Below are 24,075 nucleotides of genomic sequence, written 5' to 3'. Positions count from 1 at the left end.
AATATGTTGATATTGTAAGCCCGCGAGTTACTAAAATATATATTTTTAGCTAGGTGGGCAATGCCCACCCCACTATTAATTTTGATTGGCGAGAGAAGCTGGCGCTATTTCGCTCTTTTCTGCCTCTTGTTTCAATTCTGCCAACTTGTCCAAAATCTCCACAACTTCTCTTTCAAATATCACCTGAGCGCGATTAGTGCGCCCGCCGACGTATAGCTTGCCATTTTTTTCCAAAGCCCAAATCTGCGAGTGAGAAAGATAGCTCATCATCACGCTGAGCATTAGCAACCCGAAGCCCGTATAAACGAGTGGAATTCCTGGATCGGCTTTAATTTGCAATCCCGTGCTGCCAACAACTTCATCAATTGCCAGCATCACTCCGTTAACTTCCACCGCTGTACCGGCGCGAACTGTAGTTAACAATTTGCCATCCGTACCGTAGACTAACATTGTGCCTTGCAAGTCCTTTGCTAGCAGAGAAACTCCAGCACTCAAATCTGGTTTTGTCGGAATCCAAGCACCCCAAATTCTGCCTTTACCTTGGGTGTCTAACTGAGCCATTGGCAGTTGCAAAACGGGGCTTTTGTTGAGGCGAACTCGCACGGCGGCTAGGCTCCAATCTGCTTGATAAAAGGTGACTCCCCGGTATCTCAGAGGCTCGTTAACGTGAATGGTTTTGCGATCGACCTCTTGGCCTGTTTTGTCCAAAACTGACAGATCCGAGTAAAATTGGTCGATCGCGCCGCTCGGACTATAATCGATCCAGAACCGATTCACGCGCACCGACCAATCCTTCGGTATTTGCGGCCCCGCCCAAGGCCCAGCATCCAGGATATTCTGCACCTGAAAAGTTTCACCGCTAGGAACCATTTCTTGACCGAGAAATCCCGTCATCGAGCCCCACATCGACCCAGCTAAAATAATTAGCATACTCGCGTGAACAATAATCGGGCCAATTTTACCAATTATGCCCTTGCGAGCATAAACTTTTTCACCTTCTCGAAATATGCGGTAACTTTTTTGCTGCAAAAGTTGTTCTAACGAACTCAAAGAACTTGTTTCTAATTCCGCACTGAGAGCTAACTTTTCAAACTGCTTCGGTTCTTCATAAAATTTCCAGCGGCGGGCCAATTTTAAGGCCGGAAATTGCCTGGTAAAAGTGCAAGCTGTCAAGCTGCTGCCGAACAGAATTAGGATTGACAAAAACCACCAAGTGCGGTAGACGTGGTCAAGTCCTGCAATTAGCACAACTTTCCAAGTTAGGAAGCCGAACAAAGCCGGGTGTTCTGGATAGTTGGATTGGTAAAATTCTACAGATTGACCTTGTTCGATGACGGTGCCGGAAATGCTGAAAAATGCGATCGCCAGCAGCAAGATAATTGCCAGCCGCAAATCTGCCAGCACTGGCAGAATTTCTCGCTTAAAAAATCTTTGAGGGGCATTAGTCCAGTTTGATTCTGATGTCATGAGTTATTAGTTATTGGTTACTGGCTACTGGTTACTGGTTACTGGTTATTTGTTATTCGTGAGTAACATATAGTATCAAATCCTGCTTTCTTTCTTAGTCCGCGTCGGCGGACTTTGTTTGTGTAGTTTGACCTCGAATTCGTATTCCAGGGGCGCTTCGCCACATACGAATTTGAGGTCAACAGGTTTTAACCGCCGATTCAAGCCGCTTCAAGCCGCATAATTCTCTTAAGTCTTTTTTCTTAGTCCGCGTCGGCGGACTTTGTTTGTGTAGTAGCGGTTTCAACCGCCAAGTGATACCGCCGAATCATGCCGAATTATGCCGATTTCAATTAAGCTGGAAGTATGCGAGAAAGCAGAGAGAACACGCCAAATCCCACTAACAAAACGCCACTAACAGGCGTAATCCAACTCGACCAACGGCGCAATTCTAACAACTTTTTAATGCTCGCGGTAAAAGTACCTGCTACAATCAGCGGAGCAACGTAGCCCGCAGCATAAAACAGCAGCAACACACCGCCTAAAACTAGATCTCCCGTTTTGGAAACCCAAGCTAAGAGAGTAGCTAAAACCGGCGTGCTGCACGGAGAAGCTACTAAACCAAAAGTTAAGCCTAATAAGTACGATCGCACGCCCGCAGGCAAATCTTTCGGAACCCAGCCCACAGCGTCAAAAGACGGCATTTGTAAGGGTAAGGCTTCCAGTAAATTCAGCCCCATTAAAATCGCGATTACGCTCACAACGATCGGCAAACCCAGACCAATTTTGCCATAAACTTGACCGGCAAATGATGCTACAATGCCTAAACCCGCAAGAGTTGTCGCCAATCCCAAGGCAAACCATGCCGACTGGGCCGCAGCTTGCAGGCGGCTTTTTGCTTCGTATCCGCCGATGTAGCCGATCGTGATTGGCAACATCGAAAGCATACAGGGCGTCAAGCTCGTTAGCAACCCTGCCAGAAAAATCACTCCGACACTGACTAAACTCAGGTGTGTCAGTTGAGTGTTGACTAAATTATTAGCAAATTGTGCGAGTTGATAAAGTTGGGTTTGCAGGGTTTCCATCGGTCGATTTTAGATTTTAGATTTTAGATTTTAGATTGAGATTTTAGATTGACTCTACAGATGAATCTGGGAGGTTGAACTAAATATCTAATTTTTTGGGTTCTCCACGATTTAAGTCGGGGCTTATATCCGTTACATAAATCCTACCCAAAGCTACCCAAAATTAGACAATGTTGGATGCCGGGCGGGCTTCGTTTACTTCCTGCTTCATCCTGGTAGTGTCGGCACTTGTCCAGTCCACAGGCTAACCCCGCCTAACTGACGGTTTTTGACAAATTAATTGCCGCGTTGAGATCGCGATCGCACGCCAATCCGCAACTCGCGCACTCAAACACTCGTTGAGAAAGTTTGAGAGTTTCTTTTTTTGTTCCGCAATTAGAGCAAGTCTTAGAACTCGGAAACCAACGGTCAACAACTACTAACTTTGAGCCGTACAACTCGCATTTGTAGGTTAACTGACGGCGAAATTCAAAGAAGCCCATATCGGCCACAGATGCCGCCAACTTATGCAACGCCATCATGCCGCTTACGTTCAAGTCTTCTATAACAATTACACCGTGGTTTTTGGCAAGTAATGTCGTTAGTTTGTGCAACGTATCTTTACGGATGTTGGCGATTTTTTTGTGCATCCTTGCTATTTTGACTTGCGCTTTTTTACTGTTGTTTGAACCGATAACTTTATGGCGCCCAATCCACTGCATTCTTGATAACTTGGCTGCATATTTTTTGTAGGACTTTGCTCCAGCAATCACTTGACCTGTTGAGAGAGTAGCTAATGACTTAACACCGAGATCGACTCCGACAATGCTTGTCTTGCCGCTTGAGAGCTGTTCTACCTCGAACCGAAAGCTGATAAACCACCTGTCGGCAACACGGGATATCGTGCAAGATTTAGTCAATACTTGGGGCAGCCTTTCATAAGTTTTAAGGACGCCAATTACAGGAACTTGAATTTTGTTACTCCCGCAGATTTTGACTGTGCCTTCCAAGGTAAAAGCATCTCGCCGTCCTTTTTTCTTAAACTTTGGCACGCCAGCGGTCTTTTTAAAACACCGTTTCCATGCTTCTCGCAATGCTATTAATGCAATCTGCGGTGTAGATTTGCTGCACTCGTAATACCAAGCATTTTCTGATTTCACTAGAGCTACTAACAGTTTGTGCAGGTCAATAGCTGTCGGAAATTTGAGTTTTTCGTTGGGATTGGCTTGATTGTGATCGAGAATATTTTTGGTCAACCACAGTCCCCAATTCCATGCGTGACGAGCTACACCGCAATGCTTGGCTAGCAGTATTCGCTGTCTGGCATTCAGTTTTAATTCGGTTTTGAATCCGAGTAGCATGGCAGTCCTTTAATCCATTGTCTAAACGTTTGCGATCTATTTCAACCATGATGGTTGGCAAGCGGTTTGAAGTTTGTCCAATTCACGGGCGATCGCTGTGCAAGGCTTTAAACCATCTATTTCTCTTGCGTGGCATATACTTTTTGTCGGATGCGATCTTATTGTAGTCGATAGGCTTACCACATTTGGGTACTGAAAACTGTACAGAAGCAGAACTTGCGAGTGAAAAGCTACCCACAATTGGGCAACAATGGGTAAGTTTGTCCAAGAATCAAGTTACAGCTTCTACCCCCATGCGGGTGAGCTCCGGCGAGTGTGACGTTCTGGCTGTGTTGAAAATTGTAACAGATGCGGGTCGGTTCGGTTGAAGATTTGAGATGTAAGTGCGATCGACTGCTTGAGAGTGGAAAGGGCGATCGGCAAGTGCGATAATAGACTTGTTGCAAAAATAGCTAGGACGGGTTCGCCAGCCCATCCACAATTTTTTTTTCTTGTGGGATGGACAAACGAACCCGTCGGAAAATTTGATTCAAAGGACTTTGACAATTCCAGCCCAATAACTAGATCAATTCCTTTCGCCCAACTGTTAATGTCGGTGAAGTCGGGAACAGAAAACCTGCCGTGTAACTCACATCTTGCAACATTCTCAAGAACAGGCATCTTGCCTGTTCCACAAAAGATGAATTTTCTTGTGGAACAGGCATCTTGCCTGTTCATAAAGGGCTTATTGACATTGGTGCAAGATCTCAGGTGTAACCTAGCCGGACATACAGAGGCGAGATAATTGGGAAAATTGCGGCGTCTGAGGGCCTGTCAATACATTAACAGATCGAGCAATTCTTGTGTAATAGGAAAACCAGTCTGACGCTCAAAATGTACAAACATCGGACTAGGATTTGCCTCTAAAAATACATACTCGCCCGTTGGCTTGACACGCCAATCAATCGCAGTCCACTCTAGCATAAATGCCTGGGATATTGCCAAACATTGTTTGCGAACAGCTTCGGGCAAATCTATGGGAATTAGCTCCGCCTCCAAATCTTCCCGAAAGTCCAACGCTGGACTGCGAATTTCGGCAGTATAGACTGATTCACCAATCGCATAACTGCGAATGTTTGTCCCAGGAATATACTCTTGAATGGTGACTGGAGAAATACTCAAAGCCATGGTTAACCGATTAAGTTCCAAATGCGCCTCTGTCACCAACTTGGTATGAGCGCCACCATAAACAGGCTTGAAAATTACTTTTTGGTAAACTTCAACAAATTCCCTAACTTCCTGTGGATCGTTACTGATTAAAGTTGTAGGAATCGTCACACCTATTTGTTTTGCCTTGCTCAGTTGTAGGGGTTTTTCTTTGTGAAATTGGTAGGCCTGCCAGGAATTAACCCAGCGAGTCCCACAAGCTTGCATTAGCGATCGCATTGTACTCATTGAATCATTAAATGCGACCTGCTGTTGGTTGAAATCTTTTAAAGGTGGAACAGAAACACCGGAGAAATTGCGCCAAAATACACTGTGAATATCGTCGAGATTCAAGCGACGACCGGACGGTAGCGTCAAGCATCCTACCTGGGTGTCAGGTCGCCAAGACAGGCGTAACTGTTTCGGAAACAAGCTGGTATCCAAATAATCTACTGCTGCACCGGCTTGGGTGAGAGCATTCTTCATATGAGCAGCATGAGCATCTGAAGCATCACCCAAAATTAAAATGTTCATGGGAAACCTGAGAATTACAGATGCGGTCAAAAGTTACGTATGCCGGTAGAAAACTTTCGCTTGAGCGTTCTGATTTTAGTCCAATAGAGTTCAGTTAATACTTTTTTATTGTCATTGGGCTTCGGGAAAGCAATCGCAGTATATATTTTTACCATCATGGTTTTGCCTCTAGGACTTTGGTCATCCAATCGATGCTAATTTTAGTCTTCCTTGTCAACATCTTTGGTAATTTAGGGAAATATTTTTTGACAACAACCCTGTTTTTTTGTGTTATTTCTAAATACAAAAAGTGGCACCACTGGTTCCGAGTTGTTTCGAGAGTGTTGCAACTTTTTGGATATTCAAAAACAATCAAATGACCCGATAAATTGGAAAGTCCCATGACAGAAACGCTCTGAATAGTGCAGGACTTCGGCAAAATCTCTAAAAGTGTCAGCACTAATGAGATTACCAATAAATGGGGCGTCCTCCACACTCAAACCAAGCCTTAGTGTAAGGGCCTCCACTTTCTTCACCGAGAGCCAGAGTGGTCATCGGAGGGTCAATGGGAATAGGACGAGGAGATTCTCCTCCTTCACTTCCCGGACATGGAGCAGAGATACACACAATCCCGCCACCTTCTTCACCAAGAGCCAGAGTTGTGACTTTAAGTCCACCGCCAACTTGGGCTGCTTCTTCATCAGTTAGCTGCTCTTCAAAATCCAAATCCATTGCTTCGAGGTCGGCAGCATCTAGATCAAAAGGATGATTCATAACATTCTCCTAAGCGATCGCAAGATTATTCACCTTTTCCAATAATCTAAATCATCAGGATAGAGTCATGTTGCCATTTTGGCAGGTTTCAAATTGAGCTAAGCAGACTCCAATAAGTTCTGGATTTAAATCAGCCTGTAGATATCTTTATTAACCAAAGTGTGGTCTTAAAAATTTAAGTAGATAAATACACTAAACGCATCAGAAACCAGGTTTATGCGAGAAATATTGGTGTGGAAGCGCAGTATTTAAGAATAAACGGGGTTTCTCACCCGCGCGTGTAAATCCTAAAATATCAACAATTTGAGTTGGTAAATCAGCACCAACACCAATATTCCTTGTCTGAGGTGCAATACGATGAAAGCAATCTCTTTGAGGCTGAGATTGCTTTCATCGCACGGCTCGCCCCGGAGAGATTTTGGTTAAAATGTCTCCAGGATTGTCAATAGCAGTTAAGTGGACTCTAGGGGAGCCATTGTCAGCCCAGCACGGCTCAATTGCATATGATAAAGTTCTGCTTGCTCTTGCGGGCCAACCCAGACGGTGGCTTGGCCTTCGTTGTGGATTTGATCGGCGAGTTTCCAAGCTCGATCGCTCGTCATGCCTGGAATGTACTTAGTCAGACATTCCACAACGTGCTGAAATGTATTGAAATCGTCGTTGAGGACTATTACCCGATAATTTGGATAAGGCTTGCGGGTAACTTGACTCGATCGAACGGGTGCTATGGTTGGTGAAGAGGTCATCGCGCGAACAGCCACTGATACTACAAAATTTGTAAATGAGTTACCTATAGCACTATAACACAACTTAATATTTTTCAACCGGACTCGGCATTTACTACCCCCTTCGCGGATTTTAGATTTTAGATTCGGGAATGACTTACGGGATTTTGAATGGGAGGATCTCAGTTTTGCATTTACTATAGTGCTATCCCCGAAGAGCGAGTGTTACAGCACTCGCGAGAGCGCGACAGCGCGCAATATAATAAAAAATGCTTTTTTCAAAAATGAGATGCTCCCTTTTGAATTCCTCCTGTAGAATATCGGTTATTCGCAAACAGTCCCACGATTTTAGATTTTCTGTACGATAGCAACTGCATTGGCAATCCCATCTTCAGCTTGGATTTGCGCCGCCAGATTGGCGGCGCTTTGACGCATTGTTCGATCTGTCATAGCCTGTTGAATCGCTTTTATAAGTCGTTCAACTGAACAACCTAAAGTTTTGCTAAGGCTCGATCGATATGCACTTTCATTTTTTCGGCCAAGACAGGGACATTGGGTTCTTGAAGAATACTTAGATGATCTCCAGGGATATCATATATGTCTAATCCTCCAACTGCCAGATCCTTCCAGTTTTCCAAAGTGCTAAAGTGACTTTCATCCTTCGCTCGGAACAAAACCGCCCTGCCTGGATAAGGTTGTGGCTTGTAACTGTTGAAAGCGTAATTCCGAAACTCTACTCCAGGATCTACCTTATGATTCTTAATCATCATGTCAGAAGTCGATTTAGTCTTCGATTTTAGGATCTTTTTTAACAAATAGGGAAGCCCTTGTTGGCGCAGCTTTTTGAGATGAAAAGCCAGCTTCTGGCTGAATGACAGTTTGTTTTTTCCTGGAATCGCACTATCCAAAAGACCCAGTAAAGCTACCTCCTCACCCTGTAAATGAAGTAGATGTGCCATTTCAAAGGCTACTAAGCCACCTAATGACTCACCCGCTAGGAGGTAAGGCCCTTTAGGTTGATGTTTTTGGATTTCTTTGAGATAGCGAGTTGCCATATCTGCAACACTCACTAAATCCGTTGGTGATTTGTCAAGTTTATCCTTTTGGAACATACTGACTTCCTCGTTGAGATAAACTCCATAACAGGTCTGGTCTTTGCCGAGGTGTCTTGACAAATCATAGTAAAGAAATATGCCGTAAATGAAGAATAAAGGTAGTTTGGAACTGCCTTCCTGAATCGTGACTAAAGCCTGTGCAGAAGACAAGCATCCTTCTTCGCGAAGGGTGTTAGCCAACTGCTGAATTGTTGGCGATTGGAAAAGGATAGCTAAAGATAGCTCTTGCTTGTAAGTTTCCTCTATTTCACGAATTAGCGATATCGCTAATAGGGAATGTCCTCCCAACTCGAAAAAATTATCTGTGGTACTGATAGGTGAAGTATGCAAGACTTTTTCCCAAATCTGGACGAGTTGAAGTTCCAAATCATCCTGGGGAGCTGCCAATTCTCTTGGCTTTTCTTGCTTTACTTTAATTGTAGTCTCGGAGAGAACGGGAGGATTTGGAGTGGCGGATTCGACTGCTTTTGTTTCGCGAGATTGTTCAGGTGCAGGCAAAGCTTTACGATCGACCTTACCATTAGGTGTTAGGGGTAGAGCTTCCAAGAAAACAAAGATAGACGGCACCATATATTCTGGTACGTACTCCTTGAGCAGACTTCGCAGTTCTTGGATGGTGGGGTTCTGATTGTTGAGGGAGACAATATAGCCTACTAGACGCTTGTCGCCTGGAACATCTTCCCTGACGATGACCACCGCTTGCTGCACCTTGGGATCTTTGACCAAAACAGACTCGATTTCACCGAGTTCGATCCGAAAACCGCGAATTTTGACTTGAAAATCTAGCCGCCCCAAGCACTCAATATTTCCATCTGGCAAATAACGCGCTAAGTCCCCCGTCTTGTAGATTCGTTCGCTTGGACGAAAGGGATTAGGAATAAATCTCTCTGTCGTTAAATCGTCACGTTGCAAATAGCCCCGGGCTAATCCTGAACCACCAATATGTAATTCTCCAGCCACCCCAATGGGAACGGGTTGCAGGAGAGGATCTAAGATGTAGATATCGGTATTGGCGATCGGCTTACCAATTAAAATTCGCTGTTCGGCATCTTTGACTTGATAAACCGTTGACCAAACTGTTGTTTCTGTCGGCCCGTACATATTCCAAAGTTCCGTACCTTTGGCTAACAATTGGGCAGCCAATTCTTTAGGCATGGCTTCCCCACCGCAGAGCATTTTCATCGGGGAGTTACCTTCCCAACCCGATTCCAGCAATAATCGCCAAGTGGCTGGGGTAGCTTGCAATATCGTAATCCCCAATTGGACGATCGTCTTTAATAATTTTCTGCCATCCATAGCAGCTTCCCGACTCAGGATGACAACCTGCGCTCCCACAGTCAGGGGTAAGTACAGTTCTAAGACTGCAATATCAAACGAGAGAGTGGTGACAGACAGCAAAATATCCGCCTCACAAATTCCCGGTTGCTCGCGCATCGAACGTAAAAAATTGACTGCCCCCCGGTGAAGAACTTGTACGCCTTTGGGCTTACCCGTAGAACCAGACGTGTAAATGACGTAGGCCATATTTTCTGGCGTAACATTTGCGATCGGTGTTTCGTGACTCTCTTGGGCAATGAGAGACCAATCCGCATCCACACAGATGACCAATGCTTCTTTGGCTGCTTTGGTAGGCAGGTTCTTGACAAGCTGCTGTTGTGTTAACAATACTTTGGCTTTGGAATTCTCGATCATGTATTCGACGCGATCGTCCGGGTAGTTCGGATCTATGGGAACATAGGCTCCGCCCGCCTTCAGCACACCTAATAATCCCACCAGCATTTCCAGAGAACGCTCGACACAAATGCCAACTAAATCATCTGGCTTTACCCTTTTTTTTTGTAAATAGTGGGCTAGTTGATTGGAGCGTTGATGCAGTTCTTGGTAAGTTAATCTTTGACCTTCAAATGAAACCGCAATTTTCTCTGGAGTTGCTTCTGCTTGTTGAGTCACTAAGTGGTGGAGACATCGATATTGTGACTCATCTATTTGAGTCTGATTCCATTCCACAAGCAACACATTTTTCTCTTTGTCTGGCAACAACGGCAATGCAGAAATCGGTTGTTCTGCATGAGCCACAATCCCAGCCAACAAAATCTGGAAATGCTCGTTCATTCGTTCAATGGTTTCTGCATCAAACAAATCCGTGCTGTAAGACCAACTCCCCTCCAATCCTTCGCTGGTTGGTTTTAAGAACAAAGTTAAGTCAAACTTCCCTTCGTTATTTTCAATCACCCAAGGACTTGCTGTTAATCTTGACCGATCGCTCCCTTGGAAGGGAAGTTTTTCCTCAAAGACAAAGGTCACTTGAAACAGAGGAGAATAGCTCAAGTCGATCTCGGGAGAAAATTGATCGACCAACAAACAATAGGGTACATCTTTATAGGTTTGCGCTAACAAAACGACTTTCCTCACTCGTCCCAGAAACTCTAGGAACGTGGGATTGCCGGACATATCTGTACGAAGGGGGACAGCATTCACAAAATTTTCTGAATTCACACGGCTCACAAAAGGGGAGCCAACAATCACGTCTTCTGTACCTGTATAGCGATACAGCAAAATATTAAAGGCGGCTAACAGGGTTGTTGAGAGAGTGACCCCTTCCTGCTCGGCCAATATACCTAAGGCAGTCGCGATTTCCCCAGAAATGCCAAAAGACACAGAAGCTTCCCGAAAGGATTGCTCTGGGGGGCGCGGTCTGTCAGTGGGTAGGGGTAATAAAGGAGGGGCTCCAGCAAGTTGTTTTTTCCAATAGGCTAAGGAGTCTTGCAATGGGAGCTTTCGTAGCTCTGACATCAGAGTTGCATAGGATGTTTCGTAGATTTCGCGATCGATAGATTGGAATTTGGGATCGTAATACAAGATTAATCTCAGGATCCCCAAGGCTGCGACCCATTCTTTAGCTCGTATATATCTCTGGATTTCGTAAGGCAATCGATCTCCCAAAAGCTTAGTCCAGTGCTTTTTTCCTTCTTCATAAGCAACTATATATTCTTCTCTTTTAGTTTGTTCAACGTAACTCCATTGCTGAGAATGCTCTCGAATTGCATGGATCAGAAAGTAGGTCGATTTACTAGATATGTTATTGCCAGTGTAGCGATATTGAAAAACGACTTCACCGTGGAAATAGATAGGAAAAATACAGGCAATTCGCAAACATAAATTGTAATCTTCGATCGCTAATACACTTGGATCAAATGCACCGATAGACTCAATGGCGATAGTATCGAGGGCAGCACGGCGAAACATAATACAACCGCATTGAATCCTATGCCGGATAGCTAAAATAGTTTCATAATTAGCAACTTCAGGCTGATTCTCATATTTCTCTTCTACTTTGTAGGAGCCATCAGGTTGAATAGAATAGAAGAAATAACGACCAAAGACAAAGCCCACCTCTGGCAGGGCGTTGAGATGCTTGACTCCAATCTCGATCGCTTCAGGTAAAAGGCAGTCATCACTATCCAGGAAAACAATATACTCTCCCGTACTAACCCGCAGCCCAGTATTGCGTGCAGCAGCAACACCTTGGTTTTTTTGATAGACGTATGTTACTTTCGGGTAGCGATCGCAAACTTCTTTCGTATCATCAGTAGAGCCATCGTCTACTACGATCGCCTCAAACGGAGGGTAGCTTTGTTCCAGAATGCTCTCAATCGCTTCCGGTAAAAATTGGGCGCAATTATAAGATGGAATCACTACCGATACATTTTTTGTCATTTTCTAGACTCCCAAAGTTATGTTAAAAGTTTCTGCACCCAATATTTAAAATATATCTCTCCAGACATCTATCTGTCCACACATTTATCTGTCCCCACATCTATCTGTCACAACAAAATTGCCATAGCAAGGAGAAACGTGCCGATTTTGCGAGGGCGGGAGGTCTTTACTATCCCTTCCCTCCCACACATGGCTCGATCTGCAAAGGTTAAGATACCGTGCAAGGCAGTGGAAATTCCTAAAATACCACACCTATTCTTACATCCATTTCAGTAAGTAGGCGAGATTAAATAAACTTTATTATGTAACAATATGTAAACAAAACAAACCAGTGCTGCTAGATGTGTATTTGAATACTTTACAATCGTTTACATATTTGCATTTTACAGCGCCGACCTACTTAGTGGTCTACAATTAATGTTTTTCGCATTCTTAATCCTTATATAGAAATGGTTACATCGAATTACATCATTACTTTTGCAGAACTAAGCGAACCTATTAAGTTATACCATTTGTTAAAAATGATGCGACTGTATTTTTAGAGTGTGTCGCTCTCTTTCAAGACCTCGCATTTAATCGACTTTTCGACTGGCGATGCACCTTACACATCGGGCAAAATCAACAAATCCAATAATTGTTATGTAGCGCGATTTCTGAAAGATGGTATTTGGATAATCGGTAATCGATAGTGGGTAATCCGTAGTTGGCAATCAGAAAAAAGCTTTCAGGTTAAAAGCTTAAAAGCCCCTCACCAATTACCAATTACCAATTACCCATAACCCATTACTGGTATTAGTAGCGAGAACTTCAGTCCTCGGAAACAAAAACTAAAGTCCTCACTACAAACCGATAAAAGTTCGTGGTGAGGACTTCCGTTCTAAAACTCAGATGTTACTAAGCCGCAGCCAAATTTGCTGCTGCGAAATCCCAGTTAGCCAAATTGTCTAGGAAATTAGCAATGTAATCGGGACGGCGATTTTGGAAATCCAAATAATAAGCGTGTTCCCACACATCCAAAGTCAGCAAAGGAGTTTGGCCGTGTGCTAGCGGGGTGTCAGCGTTAGCAGTTTTGGTAACTTTTAAAGTACCGTTGTCCAAAACCAGCCAAGCCCAACCACTACCGAACTGAGTTGTCGCAGCAGCCTTAAATTCTTCTTTGAATTTGTCGAAGCTGCCAAAGTCGGTATTGATTTTATCAGCTAAAGCTCCTGTCGGAGTGCCGCCGCCGCCCGCTTTGAGGGAATTCCAAAAGAAATTGTGGTTCCAAACTTGACCTGCATTGTTGAAGATGCCGGCTTTGGATGGATCTTTGGCAGATTCCATTACAATTTCTTCTAGGGATTTGCTGGCTAGTTCGGTGCCTTCAATCAGTTTGTTGAGATTGGTCACGTAAGCAGCATGGTGCTTGTCGTGGTGGAACGAAAACGTGTTGGCCGACATATGACCTGACTCTAGGGCGTCAGCGGCGAAGGGTAATGGTGCGAGTGTAAATGCCATTGTGTTCAATCCTCTCTTGGTGGCTTTTTTGGGTTGACTTTCCGGCTTTTGTATGATTTGAGCCTAGAGTCGCTAGCTTGAGTTTATCAAGCTGTCGTAATTAATTTTTGACAATTCTCATATTTTATCTCAATTGCAGCATTTTAGAAGCTTGAATTCTACTTTTCACCAAATCTACTAATACCAAATTTCACATAGCACAAACATTGCCTAAAAGTCAACCCGCCTGGGCAATATATAAAAGTTGGTAAGAAATTGTCACTAGACAGAATTTTAATGATGGTTATAAATAAATTAAACCTGTTTTTTTATCAAATATAAGCTCAATTTAACTTAAGCTGTAAGCAAGTCCAACAAATTGCCGGAGCAGCCAATGGAAAACCGTTCAAACAATCAGACCAATTCTCCTCCTAAATGGTTGAATTTGAAACTAATAGTCAGCGGTCTGGAAACAGTTCAAGACTTAATTGTTATTTCTTTGTGTATTGGTTTGTTCTGTTTCATGGTACTGGAACTGCGAGAAATGTTTTTCTCGCTGCTGCCTCCTTTGAATTTTCAGCAAGTGACAGCAGACATTCTATTTCTCTTAGTTTTGGTGGAATTATTTCGGCTTTTAATTATTTATTTGCAAGAGCAGCGCGTTTCAATTGGTGTGGCGGTTGAAGTTTGTATTGTCTCTGTTTTGCGAGAAGTTATCGTGCGGGGTGTTCTGGAAACTCCCTGGGTTCAAATATTGTCAACAGGTGGATTTTTGCTGGTTTTGGGAATATTGTTGGTCATCCGAGTTTGGTTGCCACCAACTTTTGAGGGAATTGACCCGGAACGCCGTTTTGCTAGCCGAAAAAGAAATCTGTCAGAGCCAGAATCTTCTCCGGAACCTGTGGCTGTAAATAGTAAGTTCAATTCTCATTGAGTATGGCGAGACAGGCGATTTGAAATTTGCTCTACAGCTTGTATGGTTACAATTTATCGTCTGTTGTAAAATAACCATGATAACTTTCGTAGTGAGGATTAAAGTCATATGAAAATAGAGGGGAATGACTAAAGTCCTCGCTACGAACATGGGAAGGACTAAAGTCCTCACTACGAACCTGTATTGAGGATTAAAGTCATCTGAAAATAGAGGGGAAGGACTAAAGTCCTCACTACGAACCTATTTGATTGCGGTTCGCGGTCAGCACTTTAGTTATATGAAAATAGAGGAGAAGGACTAAAGTCCTCACTACGAACCTATTTGATTTGGGTTATTCGAGGTGACACAATATTAGCTGTTCGCCTGCAATTCGCCTAGACGAGCTAATACTTCTTTGGAGTGAATGGCGGGATTAACTTTGACAAATGTTTCCCGCAAAATTCCTTCTGGGTCAATAATAAAACTGTGGCGGGATGAGATAAAACTCATCCAAGAACCGTAAGCTTTACTTATTTTGCCGTCGGTATCTGCTAATAGCGGAAATTTTAAGCCTTCAGAATCGCAAAATTCCGCGTGGGAGTTGACATCATCGGCGCTGATGCCGATGATTTGAGTGTTTTTTGCTAGGTATTTTGGTAAGTCTTGCTGGAATCGACGCGCTTCGATCGTACAACCGGATGTAAAATCTTTGGGATAGAAGTAGACTACCAGCCACTTCCCGCGATAATCGGACAGCGAGATTTGCCCGTCGCCGCTGTTTGTCGGCAAACTAAAGTCTGGTGCGGCTTGATTCACCGCCGGCAGCTTGCCGCCGAGGGCCAAGGCTGGAGGGGCAAAATTGAAACTCAGAAAGGCTAGACAAATTGCCAATAAAGTGCTAAAAAACTTGCGCCGGGAAATCATAAATTAACAAGTAGAACTGTACTTAACACAAGTTTACAGTTTTCTGATTAAATGGGTAGGGGCAATTTGCGAATTGCTTCTAATAGTGACATACTCCTACACTGACGCTCGTACAGTTAGCGTGTAGGCTTCTCACCAAATCCAGCTATTGCTTCGGATACTCGATGAGCTTTAAGAACGGAATGCCCTACCGCTCTGTTTTTTATATTTATTGCCGCATTAAGATCGCGGTCAAGACTACATCCACAATGCGGACAGTCGTGCCATCTGTCATGCAGTTTTTTAGGTACTTTCTCGCCACAATTGGAACAATCTTGACTCGTGCCAGACGCTTTAACTGGGACAACCAACAAACCAGCATTTTCGGCTTTGTTTTTTAGTATCGACAGAAAGCTTGACCATCCGGCATCAAGAACAGATTTTGCCAACCATGTACGCGCAAGTCCTTTGATATTCAAATCTTCAACCGCGACAACATCATATTTTTTTAACAATTTGTTAACTGTTTTGAAATGAAAATCTTTACGTTTGTCGGCAACTTTTTTATGCTGCTTACCCAACTGTTTTACCGCTTTCAATCTTCGGTTGCTTCCTTTTTGACGACGGGAAACACGTTTCTGAATAACTTTTAAACGTTTTTGAGACTTCCGGTAATGTTGAGGTATAGCAACAGTTTCACCCTCAGAAGTTGTCAAGAACTCCTTTAAGCCAACATCGATACCAGTTATTAACTCTGGATTGAAATCGGGTTTAATTGTTGGGACTGTCGCATCTTCCAGGCTGAGGGTTAAATAGTAACCGTCAGCTTTTTTAGTGACAGAAGCAGTTTTGATTTTGAAACCATTCGGAATGGGACGATGCAAAATAACCTTAACTTTTCCAAACATCGGAAGATTGATTAAATTGTTTTGCAAGCATCCATCCTTCATTTGAGGATAGGTAAAAGTTCTGTAGTGGTTGCGAGACTTAAACCTCGGTCTGCCGCTACGTTTTCCGTTACTGTCACCCTTCAAAAATCTCTCAAAAGTTACCTTAACTCTCTTGACAATATCCTGTAGAACTTGTGAGTAAATTTCGCCATACCAAGGATGAGTTTTCTTGAGGTCAGGTAGTGTTTTCTTTTGACTGTAGTAATCGGGATTGTCTCGTAATTCTGGAAGGTGACAAACAAGAGGACAAGCATTGATAGGACAACGATTTTGTTCGCACCAGTTAAATCTATCTGCCAACAAATAGTTATATTGAGCGCAAAGCATAGACAACCATCTGTCTAATTCTATTGCTTGTTGTTTGCTTGGGCGTAATTTGTACTGGTATGCCATCCTCATTTGTTTTTACCTCCTGTTACCACTATGTTAGCATAATTGTGTAACCATTGTGTAACCATATGAAAAACAAACAATTAAGATTAAGGATGTCTGAGCGACGTTTTCATAAGCTACAGCTATACGCTGTTCAATCCGATAAGACAATGACTCAAGTAATTGAAGAGCTGATTGATTCGTTGCCAGCATCAAAGATTGGCAATTCGTCACCGACCAATATCGCTGATTGAACTGCGTTCAATATTGCTCGTCGGTCAATTTCTCATTGCCTCGCATTCATCCTACACTAACCTGAGTACAGGTATAGTGTGGGGATTCTGCTGTGCTAGCTAAATCCGAGTTACCCGCCTCTTTGATGATTCGGCGGTTAAAACCGCTTTTATAGAGAGGAAGCTCGCTGCTGCGGGCTAAGAAATAAAGGGAACATTTAACCAGGATTTGGTATCAAACCGAAATATCACTCACTCAAATAGAAATTTACTTATGAGCGCTGCACTCCCGTTAACAGGCAAAGTTACAGTAGTCCAGGTAATTAATGGTCAACCGGTGGTAATCGAAGTAGACGGCACTAATGCGCCGATTACTGGGGGAAATTTTGTTGATTTAGTTGAACGTGGCACCTACGATGGGGTGATGTTTCACCGAGTTGTGCGACAACCAGATCCTTTTGTGGTGCAAGGGGGCGATCCGCGCAGCAAGGATACTAGCATTCCGGCGGGTCAATTGGGAACGGGTAATTTTATAGATCCGGATACTAATCAGGCGCGTTTTATTCCTTTGGAAATCAAGCCGCAAGGGGCAGCACAGCCAGTTTACAACCAAGTTGTGACGCAAAGGCCACAGTTGCCCCATACAAAAGGGGCGGTGGCAATGGCTCGTTCTAATAGTGGTTTAAATACGGCTTCTTCGCAGTTCTATTTTGCTTTGGATGCTTTGCCGTTTTTGGATGGGAATTATGCTGTTTTTGGGAATGTAATTCAAGGGTTTGAGACGGTTAATGCGGTGCAGCAGGGCGATCGCATTTCGAGTGCCAAAGTCGTTGCAGGGATTGTCCCCAGTCGGGTTTCGAGTATTATTCCCAATGCTGCTGTGTTGAATAGTTTTGTGAATAATACTAATTTTGTAAATCTGCCTTTGCGATCGCTCAATTTGCCTAATACCCCAAATAACTATCAAGTTACTGCCCAAGACTCTCAGCAAAACCCCACGGGCGTGCGCGGAGGTAGCGCAAACGATCGCATTATCGGTTCATCGATTGATGATGCCATCAACGGCGGCCAAGGAAACGACACTATCACTGGCGAAGGAGGGGACGACTTTCTCAGAGGTGGTAAAGGTAGCGACTCAATTAGCGGTGGTATTGGTAACGATATTATCAACGGAAATTTAGGCGACGATATTGTTAATGGCGATGCTGGTAACGACTTTTTAAGGGGTGGGCGAGGGAATGATGTCTTAAATGGTGGCGATGGAAATGATATTTTGATTGGGGATACGGGCAACGATACTATGACTGGAGGTAATGGTGCAGATACTTTTGTTTTGGTCGGAGTCGATCCTGCGAGTCTGCCTTTTATTCTGTTAGTCCCAACTAATCATACAATACTTGATTTTAAACCAGCGGAGGGCGATCGCATTGCTTTGACAGGAAAATTATCGGATACTACATTCACTCAATCTGGTAGCGATACTTTAATTAACTTGGCTGGCTCTCCTGCTATTGTCAAAAATGCTACGGTCGATTCCGTCAAAAATGCAGTTTTTGCAATTCCTTTGTCTCCGGTTGTTCCTCGTCCTAATGATTTGCCCACTGGCGATGCAGCCTTAAGGATTGGGTAGTTTTAAGTGAATTGGGTCGAGTTGAAATCGACCCAATTTCTAATGCTTTTCGGCTCAATATCCATATCTTTTATTAGATGCCAGCCCCTGGTTGTACAATCTATTTTTTATGGCTTATGCCAAATTTAATTAATAACATAACTTTCTAAGTTTAGAGACAGCATCTTGATAGCAATCCATTCTCGCCTGCTGCTTAAACAGCCCTGCGGCTTTCTGAAAATCTTCAAATGCTCCCTGCACCTCTCTCAATTTATATCTAGTCACTCCTCGGTTGAAGTAAGCTTTAGCAAAATTGCGATCGAGGCGAATTGCTGATTCAAAATCAGCTAGTGCTGCGAGGGAATTTTCCATTTGCAGGTGGATAGTGCCTCGGTTGAAGTAAGCTTGAGATAAATTGGGTTTGAGCAGGAGTGCTGAGTTGTAATCTGCGATCGCCCCAGCGTAATCTTTTAAGCCAGCTAGCATAAACGCCCGATTGTTGTAATACTTGGCTCGATAGGGATTGAGTTCGATGGCGGTAGTTAAATCTGCGATCGCAGATTGTTTGTCGCCTAATCTGTAGCGGGCAACACCGCGATCGTTGTAAGCTGGTGCGAATTGCGGATTAATGTTGATTGTGGCGGTGAAATTTTTAATCGCAGCGTGCAAGTCTTTTTGTTCGAGACTTTTTAAAGCTGCACTGTAAACCTTCTTGGTGCTAACGTCTAAATTTGCCTCTTGTCGCGCTTGGGCTTGCTCGCCAGAAAATACTTTACCTGAAGTATTGGCGAATCCCAAAAATTCGATCGAATTGAAAATAGTTGTGACAGCTAATTGACTCGGGAGAAAGGGGATAGTACGCATGGGAGGGCGGGTGTTTAACTGTATGCTCTAATTTTCTTGCATATTGTCAGCTACTGACAGTGATATCCGTACTCTCACAGAGGTGATAAGTTTGACGAGATTTGGTGATGCTTGAAGATTGATTTGTGTGATGACAGTTGGGTGTAGTTCGTGATGCCAGTCACAATTAAGGATACTTGCGTCTATAAACCCCTAAATTTCGTAGCTTTAAGCGAACTGAACAATTTATTTTTGCTGGCCAGATTCACCAGAGAAAGAGGGAGAGAGCAAGATGTGGAGAATATTTGACGGTGGAGGAGAATAGTTTATTAAAATATACAATTTAAATGGGCAACAGCTTATTACATTGTCGCAAGATATGCTATCAGTAAATTCCGATCGCACTTGCGAGCATCTGATACAGGGTTTAGGGAAAAAACATCTGTAGCACCGACGCATCTGTGAAGCAACCCGTTTTCTAGGTAAGACGATTCACCCGTAACTGGCCGGGTTAAGTTGGGGGCTGGGCTAAGGGCGATCGACATTTCACTAATATTTTTGAGTAATATTGCCGATGAAAGTTGCTTATTCTTTGATATGCTCTGATTACACATCAAGAATCTATGGCAATTAGTGTCAATGAAAATAGTTCTGACGTTAAAAACTTTCTTCGCGACAGTATTGGCGATCGTCCTGTTCACTCTCTACTTAACTCCTCCTGTGATTGCCGCGAATGCCGAGGATGTGAATCAGCTATTAAAAGATAATTGGTGCGTCAGCTTTCTGTGGAAGCAATGCGATTTGAGCGCTGCCGATTTGCGAGGAGCTAATCTCCAAGAAGCCAACTTGAGCGGTGCCAACCTGAGCGGTGCCAACTTGTCCGGTGCTAATTTAAAAAATGCTGACCTTTCTGACGCAGATCTCACCAGCGCCAATTTAGCAAATGCTGATATTTTGGGGACGGATCTCAGTCGAGCCAATTTGACCGAAGCTAATTTCAACCGCACCAAATTGTGGGATGCTAATCTGACTTTGGCAAATCTGAGTCGCGCCAATTTACAAGATGCTAATTTGTTGGATTCTCGACTTTGGGGAAGCAATCTCACCCAAGCTAATTTAACTGATGCGACCCTGCACGGTGCTGATTTGCAATATGCTAATCTGGCAGACACTAATTTGACAAATGCTGACTTGCACAGTTTCTTTTTCCGAGGTTCCAAGCAAGTTACGAATCTGAGCAATGCTAATTTAGAAGGCGCTAATTTAACGGGAGCAAATCTCAGAGGTGCGGTGCTGAATGGGGCAATAATGCCGGACGGCTCTATTAATAATGAAGAACTTGGCTTTAATTTAAACTAAAGTCTGAATACAGTTGATAGCGTTAATCAGTTGACAGTTGACAGTTGACAGTTGACAGTTGACAATTGATCGACTGATGACTGATGCTATTCGCGATCGGGGACAGCACTAATGACAGTTGACAGTTGACAGTTGATAGTTGACAGATGTTGTTTGCGATCGGGGACAGCACTAATGACAGTTGACAGTTGACAGTTGACAGTTGACAGATTTTGTTCGCGAGCGGGGACGCTCGCACTAATGAATAATGCCCAATGCCCAATGCTCAATGCCCAATGCCCAATGCTCAATGCCCAATGACTAATGACTAATGACTAATGACTAATAACTTAATTCGATCGCCAAACTGCATCCCAAGGCCCGCCGCCAACTTCTAAACCTGCCAAATAACTTTGAGCCTCTAAGATAATTTTAGAGCGCTGCTTGCCATTTTTTTCAACATTTCCCCCCAACAATTCTCGCAGTTGCAATCGCAATTCGCCATGCGTCGTATCGCGGCAGCAAAAAGCCATACCCTTGGCTGTAGGAGTTCGCACATAGGTGCCAGAACTCTTTGTACTGCCACTTAACTCAACTTCAAACTGGCTGTTTCTCGCCTGCATTTTCCAACTTCCCCAAGGTTCAATATTCCAAGTTACTTGGGAATTCCAAGGCACAAATTCGTAGAATTTGCCTCGGTAATGGATGCCAATCATTGCTACCGATTCCATCCACCACAGCACGCCCCGCTTGCCACCCCCAGCAGTTAATGCTAAATCGCTTTCGCCTTGAAAACAATTGGAATTTATCCAAAACCATTTTTGCGGAAAAGCACCGCCCCAGTTTTTTTCGGTGTAAGCGGGAGCGTCTTTAAATTCATAGCGTTCGCCGTTCCAATCGATCCAACCCGTGGCTAAACCGCGAGCCATTAAAATTTGCCATCCAGGCTCAAACACTGGCAAAAAAGATAGCATTCCGGCTGTAGATTTTTGGAGTTCGTCGGAGTTTCCCCAGCCGTAAATAGGTTGGATTTGGTACTGCCAAAAACAGTGCTTGCCAGTTCCTGGATCGTGCAGATAACCTTGATTTAAAGTAGCAGTAGCTTGATACCCTTCTTGGACGCGGCTGTCGAATACTTGTGGTTCTAAATATTCTGGTTTCATTTGTAAATCTGTTTTGCCCCAATGTCCTAAACCCAATGTGTCTCGGTGCGCCCAAAACTTATTTACATCGGGGAATGTGCGGCACAAATAGCTATCTTTGGGGCCAAGAATTTGGGCGGCACCGCCGCTGTAAGGTTGACCGCCTCTGGGGTCTTCTATGGAATACATGAATGCAAAGGATTGTCCGTGAATTGGTAATGTTATTCGGTAGTACCAGCCTTCAAAAAAGCGCCGGGAACTGCCGTCCCAGTGGTAGCCGCTGTGGGGAGTTTCAATAGTTTTGAGTTTTGAGGGTGAATTTGACATACAATTACTAATATAAGAAAAATAGTCATTAGTCATTGGTCATTGGTCATTGGTCATTGGTCATTGGTCATTAACTATAAACAAGAAGCAGGCTTAGTAGATTACGGATTACTGATTGCCAATTACCAATATATAGCCTTTCTCAAAAAGATGAGGTATAACTAACAGCTCATATAACTACTAAACTCACAGGGCTAAAGCCCAACAACATACCTCATCTTTATGAAAACCAATATAATAGGATATTCATTATGTCTTTAGCACTTTGGCGATCGCCCTTGGCGCGATCGCTCCACCGCAACCGCAGTCTTGCCTATGCCCGCTACTTGCAACTAGCAACGGTTCGTCCTGACGGGCGTCCTGCTAACCGCACTGTGGTGTTTCGAGGCTTTTTGGAAAACACCAACCAGTTAAAGTTTATTACAGATATTCGCAGTCAAAAGGCAGAGGAAATTAATCTCTATCCTTGGGGGGAGATTTGCTGGTATTTCCCTAAAACTCGCGAACAATTTCGGATTGCTGGAAAGCTACTTTTGGCAGGGGCAGATTGTCCAGATGTAGAGTTGTACGCAGCGCGCCGCACAGCTTGGCAGGAGATTTCTGAGGGGGCTCGATCGCAATTTGGTTGGCCCCAACCTGGGGAAGACAAGGCTGAGGCTACTGCTTTTGATTGTGCTTCCCCAGATGCGATCGAGCCGCTGCCTAGTTTTTGCTTGCTGCTGTTGGAACCGGAAACGGTGGATTTTTTGGAGTTGCGGGGGGAACCCCAGAACCGATCGCTTTACGGGCGCGACGGAGATGGCAATTGGTTTGTGCGATCGGTCAATCCTTGAAAAAGAAGTCATTAGTCAGCAGTCATTAGTCATTAGTCATTAGTTATTGGTTATTGGTTATTTGTTGTCATATCGTCTTCTGTCGATTGACCGCGATAATATCCGTTCGTAGTGCGGACTTTAGTCCGCAATATGCTGCGGACTGAAGTCCACACTACGAACAGTTTTTTGTTATAGTAATCGACCGGACATGATATCAGTTCCAATCCCCTGTTTGCCAAATGCCCTGTTTGCCCAATGCCAAATGCCCTGGGCGGGCGAATGCCCAATGCCCCATGCCCCATGCCCCATGCCCAATTCCCAATTCCCAATTCCCAATTCCCAATTCCCAATTCCCAATTCCCAATTCAAATTTTAGATGCCGGTGCCGTCGAAAAATTCTTGAATTGCTTTATCTTTTAACTTGCAGCTAGGGGTTGTAACGGGCTGGGTTTTTTCGGCTAAGGCTACATTGCTGGCTTGGTTTAAAGCTTCTGATACTGATTGGAAATTGTGGGAATTGGAAACAGAAGTTAATGAGGCAGATGGTTGAGCCTGCAAAGTTTTTAGTTGCTGTTCGAGGGACTCGATACGATCGACCAAAGAGCGAATTACCGCAGCTTCCGAATCCGGCAAACTCCCGTGTTCTAGGGGATTGACGCGCACTCCCGATCGATAAACGATGCGGCCGGGAATCCCTACAACTGTACAGTCAGATGGTACGTCGCGGAGGACGACGGAACCGGCGCCGATGCGAACGTTGTTGCCAATTAGCAAGTTGCCGAGTACCTTGGCGCCGGCACCGACAACTACATTTTCACCGACGGTAGGGTGACGTTTTCCGCTTTCCTTGCCTGTGCCGCCGAGGGTGACACCTTGGTAAATTAGGGCAAAATCGCCGACGATCGCAGTTTCGCCGATCACAACCCCCATACCGTGGTCGATGAAGACGCTTTTGCCGATCGTTGCCCCTGGGTGAATTTCAATGCCGGTCAAAAAGCGAGCTATGTGGGAAATTAAGCGGGGAATGAAGGGAAGGCCCAGTACGTAAAGCCAGTGTGCGAGGCGGTGCAGCACTAGGGCCTGAAGACCTGGGTAACAAAACAAAACTTCCAGCCAGTTGCGAGCGGCAGGGTCGCGATCGAAAATAATACTGAAGTCAGCTCTAAGAGTCTTTAGCACTTTCGGATTTACCAATTTTGGTTAAACACGGCACTTTCGATCTTACATTTTACTCGACGGGGGAAGTTATTGACC

20 protein-coding genes are annotated in these 24,075 nt (G+C 44.1%); 4 read left to right on the top strand and 16 right to left on the bottom strand.

Annotated elements, in window-relative coordinates; translation table 11 throughout:
* Window positions 1–75: 75 nt before the first annotated feature.
* The 9 genes from QZ918_RS15495 to QZ918_RS15455 form a co-directional block, all read right to left on the bottom strand.
* Window positions 76–1,467: a cytochrome c biogenesis protein gene (locus QZ918_RS15495; RefSeq protein WP_293336482.1), complete on the bottom strand. Its 1,392-nt coding sequence runs from the start codon at window positions 1,465–1,467 to the stop codon at window positions 76–78.
* A 332-nt stretch (window positions 1,468–1,799) separates the two neighbouring features.
* Window positions 1,800–2,531 carry a cytochrome c biogenesis protein CcdA gene (locus tag QZ918_RS15490; RefSeq protein WP_293336480.1) on the bottom strand — a complete coding sequence of 244 codons (732 nt, stop codon included), beginning with the start codon at window positions 2,529–2,531 and terminating at the stop codon, window positions 1,800–1,802.
* Window positions 2,532–2,785: 254 nt separating this feature from the next.
* A complete protein-coding gene (locus tag QZ918_RS15485) occupies window positions 2,786–3,871 on the bottom strand; it encodes an RNA-guided endonuclease InsQ/TnpB family protein (RefSeq protein ID WP_293336478.1) in 1,086 nt (361 codons plus the stop codon).
* A 271-nt stretch (window positions 3,872–4,142) separates the two neighbouring features.
* Window positions 4,143–4,346: a hypothetical protein gene (locus QZ918_RS15480; RefSeq protein ID WP_293336476.1), complete on the bottom strand. Its 204-nt coding sequence runs from the start codon at window positions 4,344–4,346 to the stop codon at window positions 4,143–4,145.
* Window positions 4,347–4,684: 338 nt separating this feature from the next.
* Window positions 4,685–5,590 (bottom strand): MvdC/MvdD family ATP grasp protein, encoded by a 906-nt coding sequence (locus QZ918_RS15475; protein ID WP_293336474.1) that lies wholly within the window; start codon window positions 5,588–5,590, stop codon window positions 4,685–4,687.
* Between the two features lie 447 nt (window positions 5,591–6,037).
* Window positions 6,038–6,343, bottom strand: coding sequence for a hypothetical protein (locus QZ918_RS15470; RefSeq protein WP_293336472.1), 306 nt, complete (start codon window positions 6,341–6,343; stop codon window positions 6,038–6,040).
* A 452-nt stretch (window positions 6,344–6,795) separates the two neighbouring features.
* Window positions 6,796–7,089, bottom strand: a complete 294-nt coding sequence (gene clpS, locus QZ918_RS15465; RefSeq protein ID WP_293145351.1) for an ATP-dependent Clp protease adapter ClpS — start codon at window positions 7,087–7,089, stop codon at window positions 6,796–6,798.
* Between the two features lie 470 nt (window positions 7,090–7,559).
* Window positions 7,560–11,900 (bottom strand): non-ribosomal peptide synthetase, encoded by a 4,341-nt coding sequence (locus QZ918_RS15460; RefSeq protein ID WP_293336470.1) that lies wholly within the window; start codon window positions 11,898–11,900, stop codon window positions 7,560–7,562.
* A gap of 894 nt (window positions 11,901–12,794) precedes the next feature.
* A complete protein-coding gene (locus QZ918_RS15455) occupies window positions 12,795–13,397 on the bottom strand; it encodes a superoxide dismutase (protein WP_293145357.1) in 603 nt (200 codons plus the stop codon).
* 373 nt (window positions 13,398–13,770) lie between these two features.
* On the opposite strand from QZ918_RS15455, the gene QZ918_RS15450 reads away from it, so the two are divergent.
* Window positions 13,771–14,310: a phosphate-starvation-inducible PsiE family protein gene (locus QZ918_RS15450; RefSeq protein WP_293336467.1), complete on the top strand. Its 540-nt coding sequence runs from the start codon at window positions 13,771–13,773 to the stop codon at window positions 14,308–14,310.
* A 351-nt stretch (window positions 14,311–14,661) separates the two neighbouring features.
* Here the strand turns inward: QZ918_RS15450 and QZ918_RS15445 are convergent, their stop codons facing one another.
* Window positions 14,662–15,213: a peroxiredoxin gene (locus tag QZ918_RS15445; RefSeq protein ID WP_293336465.1), complete on the bottom strand. Its 552-nt coding sequence runs from the start codon at window positions 15,211–15,213 to the stop codon at window positions 14,662–14,664.
* 116 nt (window positions 15,214–15,329) lie between these two features.
* Complete coding sequence (locus tag QZ918_RS15440) at window positions 15,330–16,541, bottom strand: RNA-guided endonuclease InsQ/TnpB family protein (protein ID WP_293336463.1); 1,212 nt, start codon at window positions 16,539–16,541, stop codon at window positions 15,330–15,332.
* A 480-nt stretch (window positions 16,542–17,021) separates the two neighbouring features.
* Between QZ918_RS15440 and QZ918_RS15435 the strand changes: the two genes are divergently transcribed.
* Window positions 17,022–18,377: a peptidylprolyl isomerase gene (locus QZ918_RS15435; protein ID WP_293336461.1), complete on the top strand. Its 1,356-nt coding sequence runs from the start codon at window positions 17,022–17,024 to the stop codon at window positions 18,375–18,377.
* Between the two features lie 129 nt (window positions 18,378–18,506).
* Here QZ918_RS15435 and QZ918_RS15430 read toward each other — a convergent pair whose 3' ends face one another.
* Window positions 18,507–19,220, bottom strand: a complete 714-nt coding sequence (locus tag QZ918_RS15430) for a tetratricopeptide repeat protein (RefSeq protein WP_293336459.1) — start codon at window positions 19,218–19,220, stop codon at window positions 18,507–18,509.
* A 618-nt stretch (window positions 19,221–19,838) separates the two neighbouring features.
* Here QZ918_RS15430 and QZ918_RS15425 point away from each other — a divergent pair.
* Window positions 19,839–20,558 (top strand): pentapeptide repeat-containing protein, encoded by a 720-nt coding sequence (locus QZ918_RS15425; protein WP_293336457.1) that lies wholly within the window; start codon window positions 19,839–19,841, stop codon window positions 20,556–20,558.
* A gap of 22 nt (window positions 20,559–20,580) precedes the next feature.
* Here QZ918_RS15425 and QZ918_RS15420 read toward each other — a convergent pair whose 3' ends face one another.
* Both QZ918_RS15420 and QZ918_RS15415 read right to left on the bottom strand, forming a co-directional pair.
* Complete coding sequence (locus QZ918_RS15420; protein WP_293336455.1) at window positions 20,581–20,796, bottom strand: hypothetical protein; 216 nt, start codon at window positions 20,794–20,796, stop codon at window positions 20,581–20,583.
* A gap of 91 nt (window positions 20,797–20,887) precedes the next feature.
* Window positions 20,888–22,006: a tocopherol cyclase family protein gene (locus QZ918_RS15415; protein ID WP_293336453.1), complete on the bottom strand. Its 1,119-nt coding sequence runs from the start codon at window positions 22,004–22,006 to the stop codon at window positions 20,888–20,890.
* Window positions 22,007–22,257: 251 nt separating this feature from the next.
* Here QZ918_RS15415 and QZ918_RS15410 point away from each other — a divergent pair, with 251 nt between their 5' ends.
* Window positions 22,258–22,839 (top strand): Npun_F5749 family FMN-dependent PPOX-type flavoprotein, encoded by a 582-nt coding sequence (locus tag QZ918_RS15410; protein WP_293336451.1) that lies wholly within the window; start codon window positions 22,258–22,260, stop codon window positions 22,837–22,839.
* 50 nt (window positions 22,840–22,889) lie between these two features.
* Here QZ918_RS15410 and QZ918_RS15405 read toward each other — a convergent pair whose 3' ends face one another.
* Window positions 22,890–23,171 carry a hypothetical protein gene (locus QZ918_RS15405; protein ID WP_293336449.1) on the bottom strand — a complete coding sequence of 94 codons (282 nt, stop codon included), beginning with the start codon at window positions 23,169–23,171 and terminating at the stop codon, window positions 22,890–22,892.
* A gap of 22 nt (window positions 23,172–23,193) precedes the next feature.
* On the bottom strand, window positions 23,194–24,000 hold the full coding sequence (gene cysE / locus QZ918_RS15400) for a serine O-acetyltransferase (RefSeq protein ID WP_293145383.1): 807 nt from the start codon (window positions 23,998–24,000) through the stop codon (window positions 23,194–23,196).
* Window positions 24,001–24,075 lie beyond the last annotated feature (75 nt).

The sequence above is a fragment of the Microcoleus sp. CAWBG58 genome (assembly GCF_020883045.1).
Classification (GTDB): Bacteria; Cyanobacteriota; Cyanobacteriia; order Cyanobacteriales; family Microcoleaceae; genus Microcoleus.
Note: the sequence above shows the minus strand (reverse complement) of the source record. Positions and strands in the feature narration are given on the sequence as shown.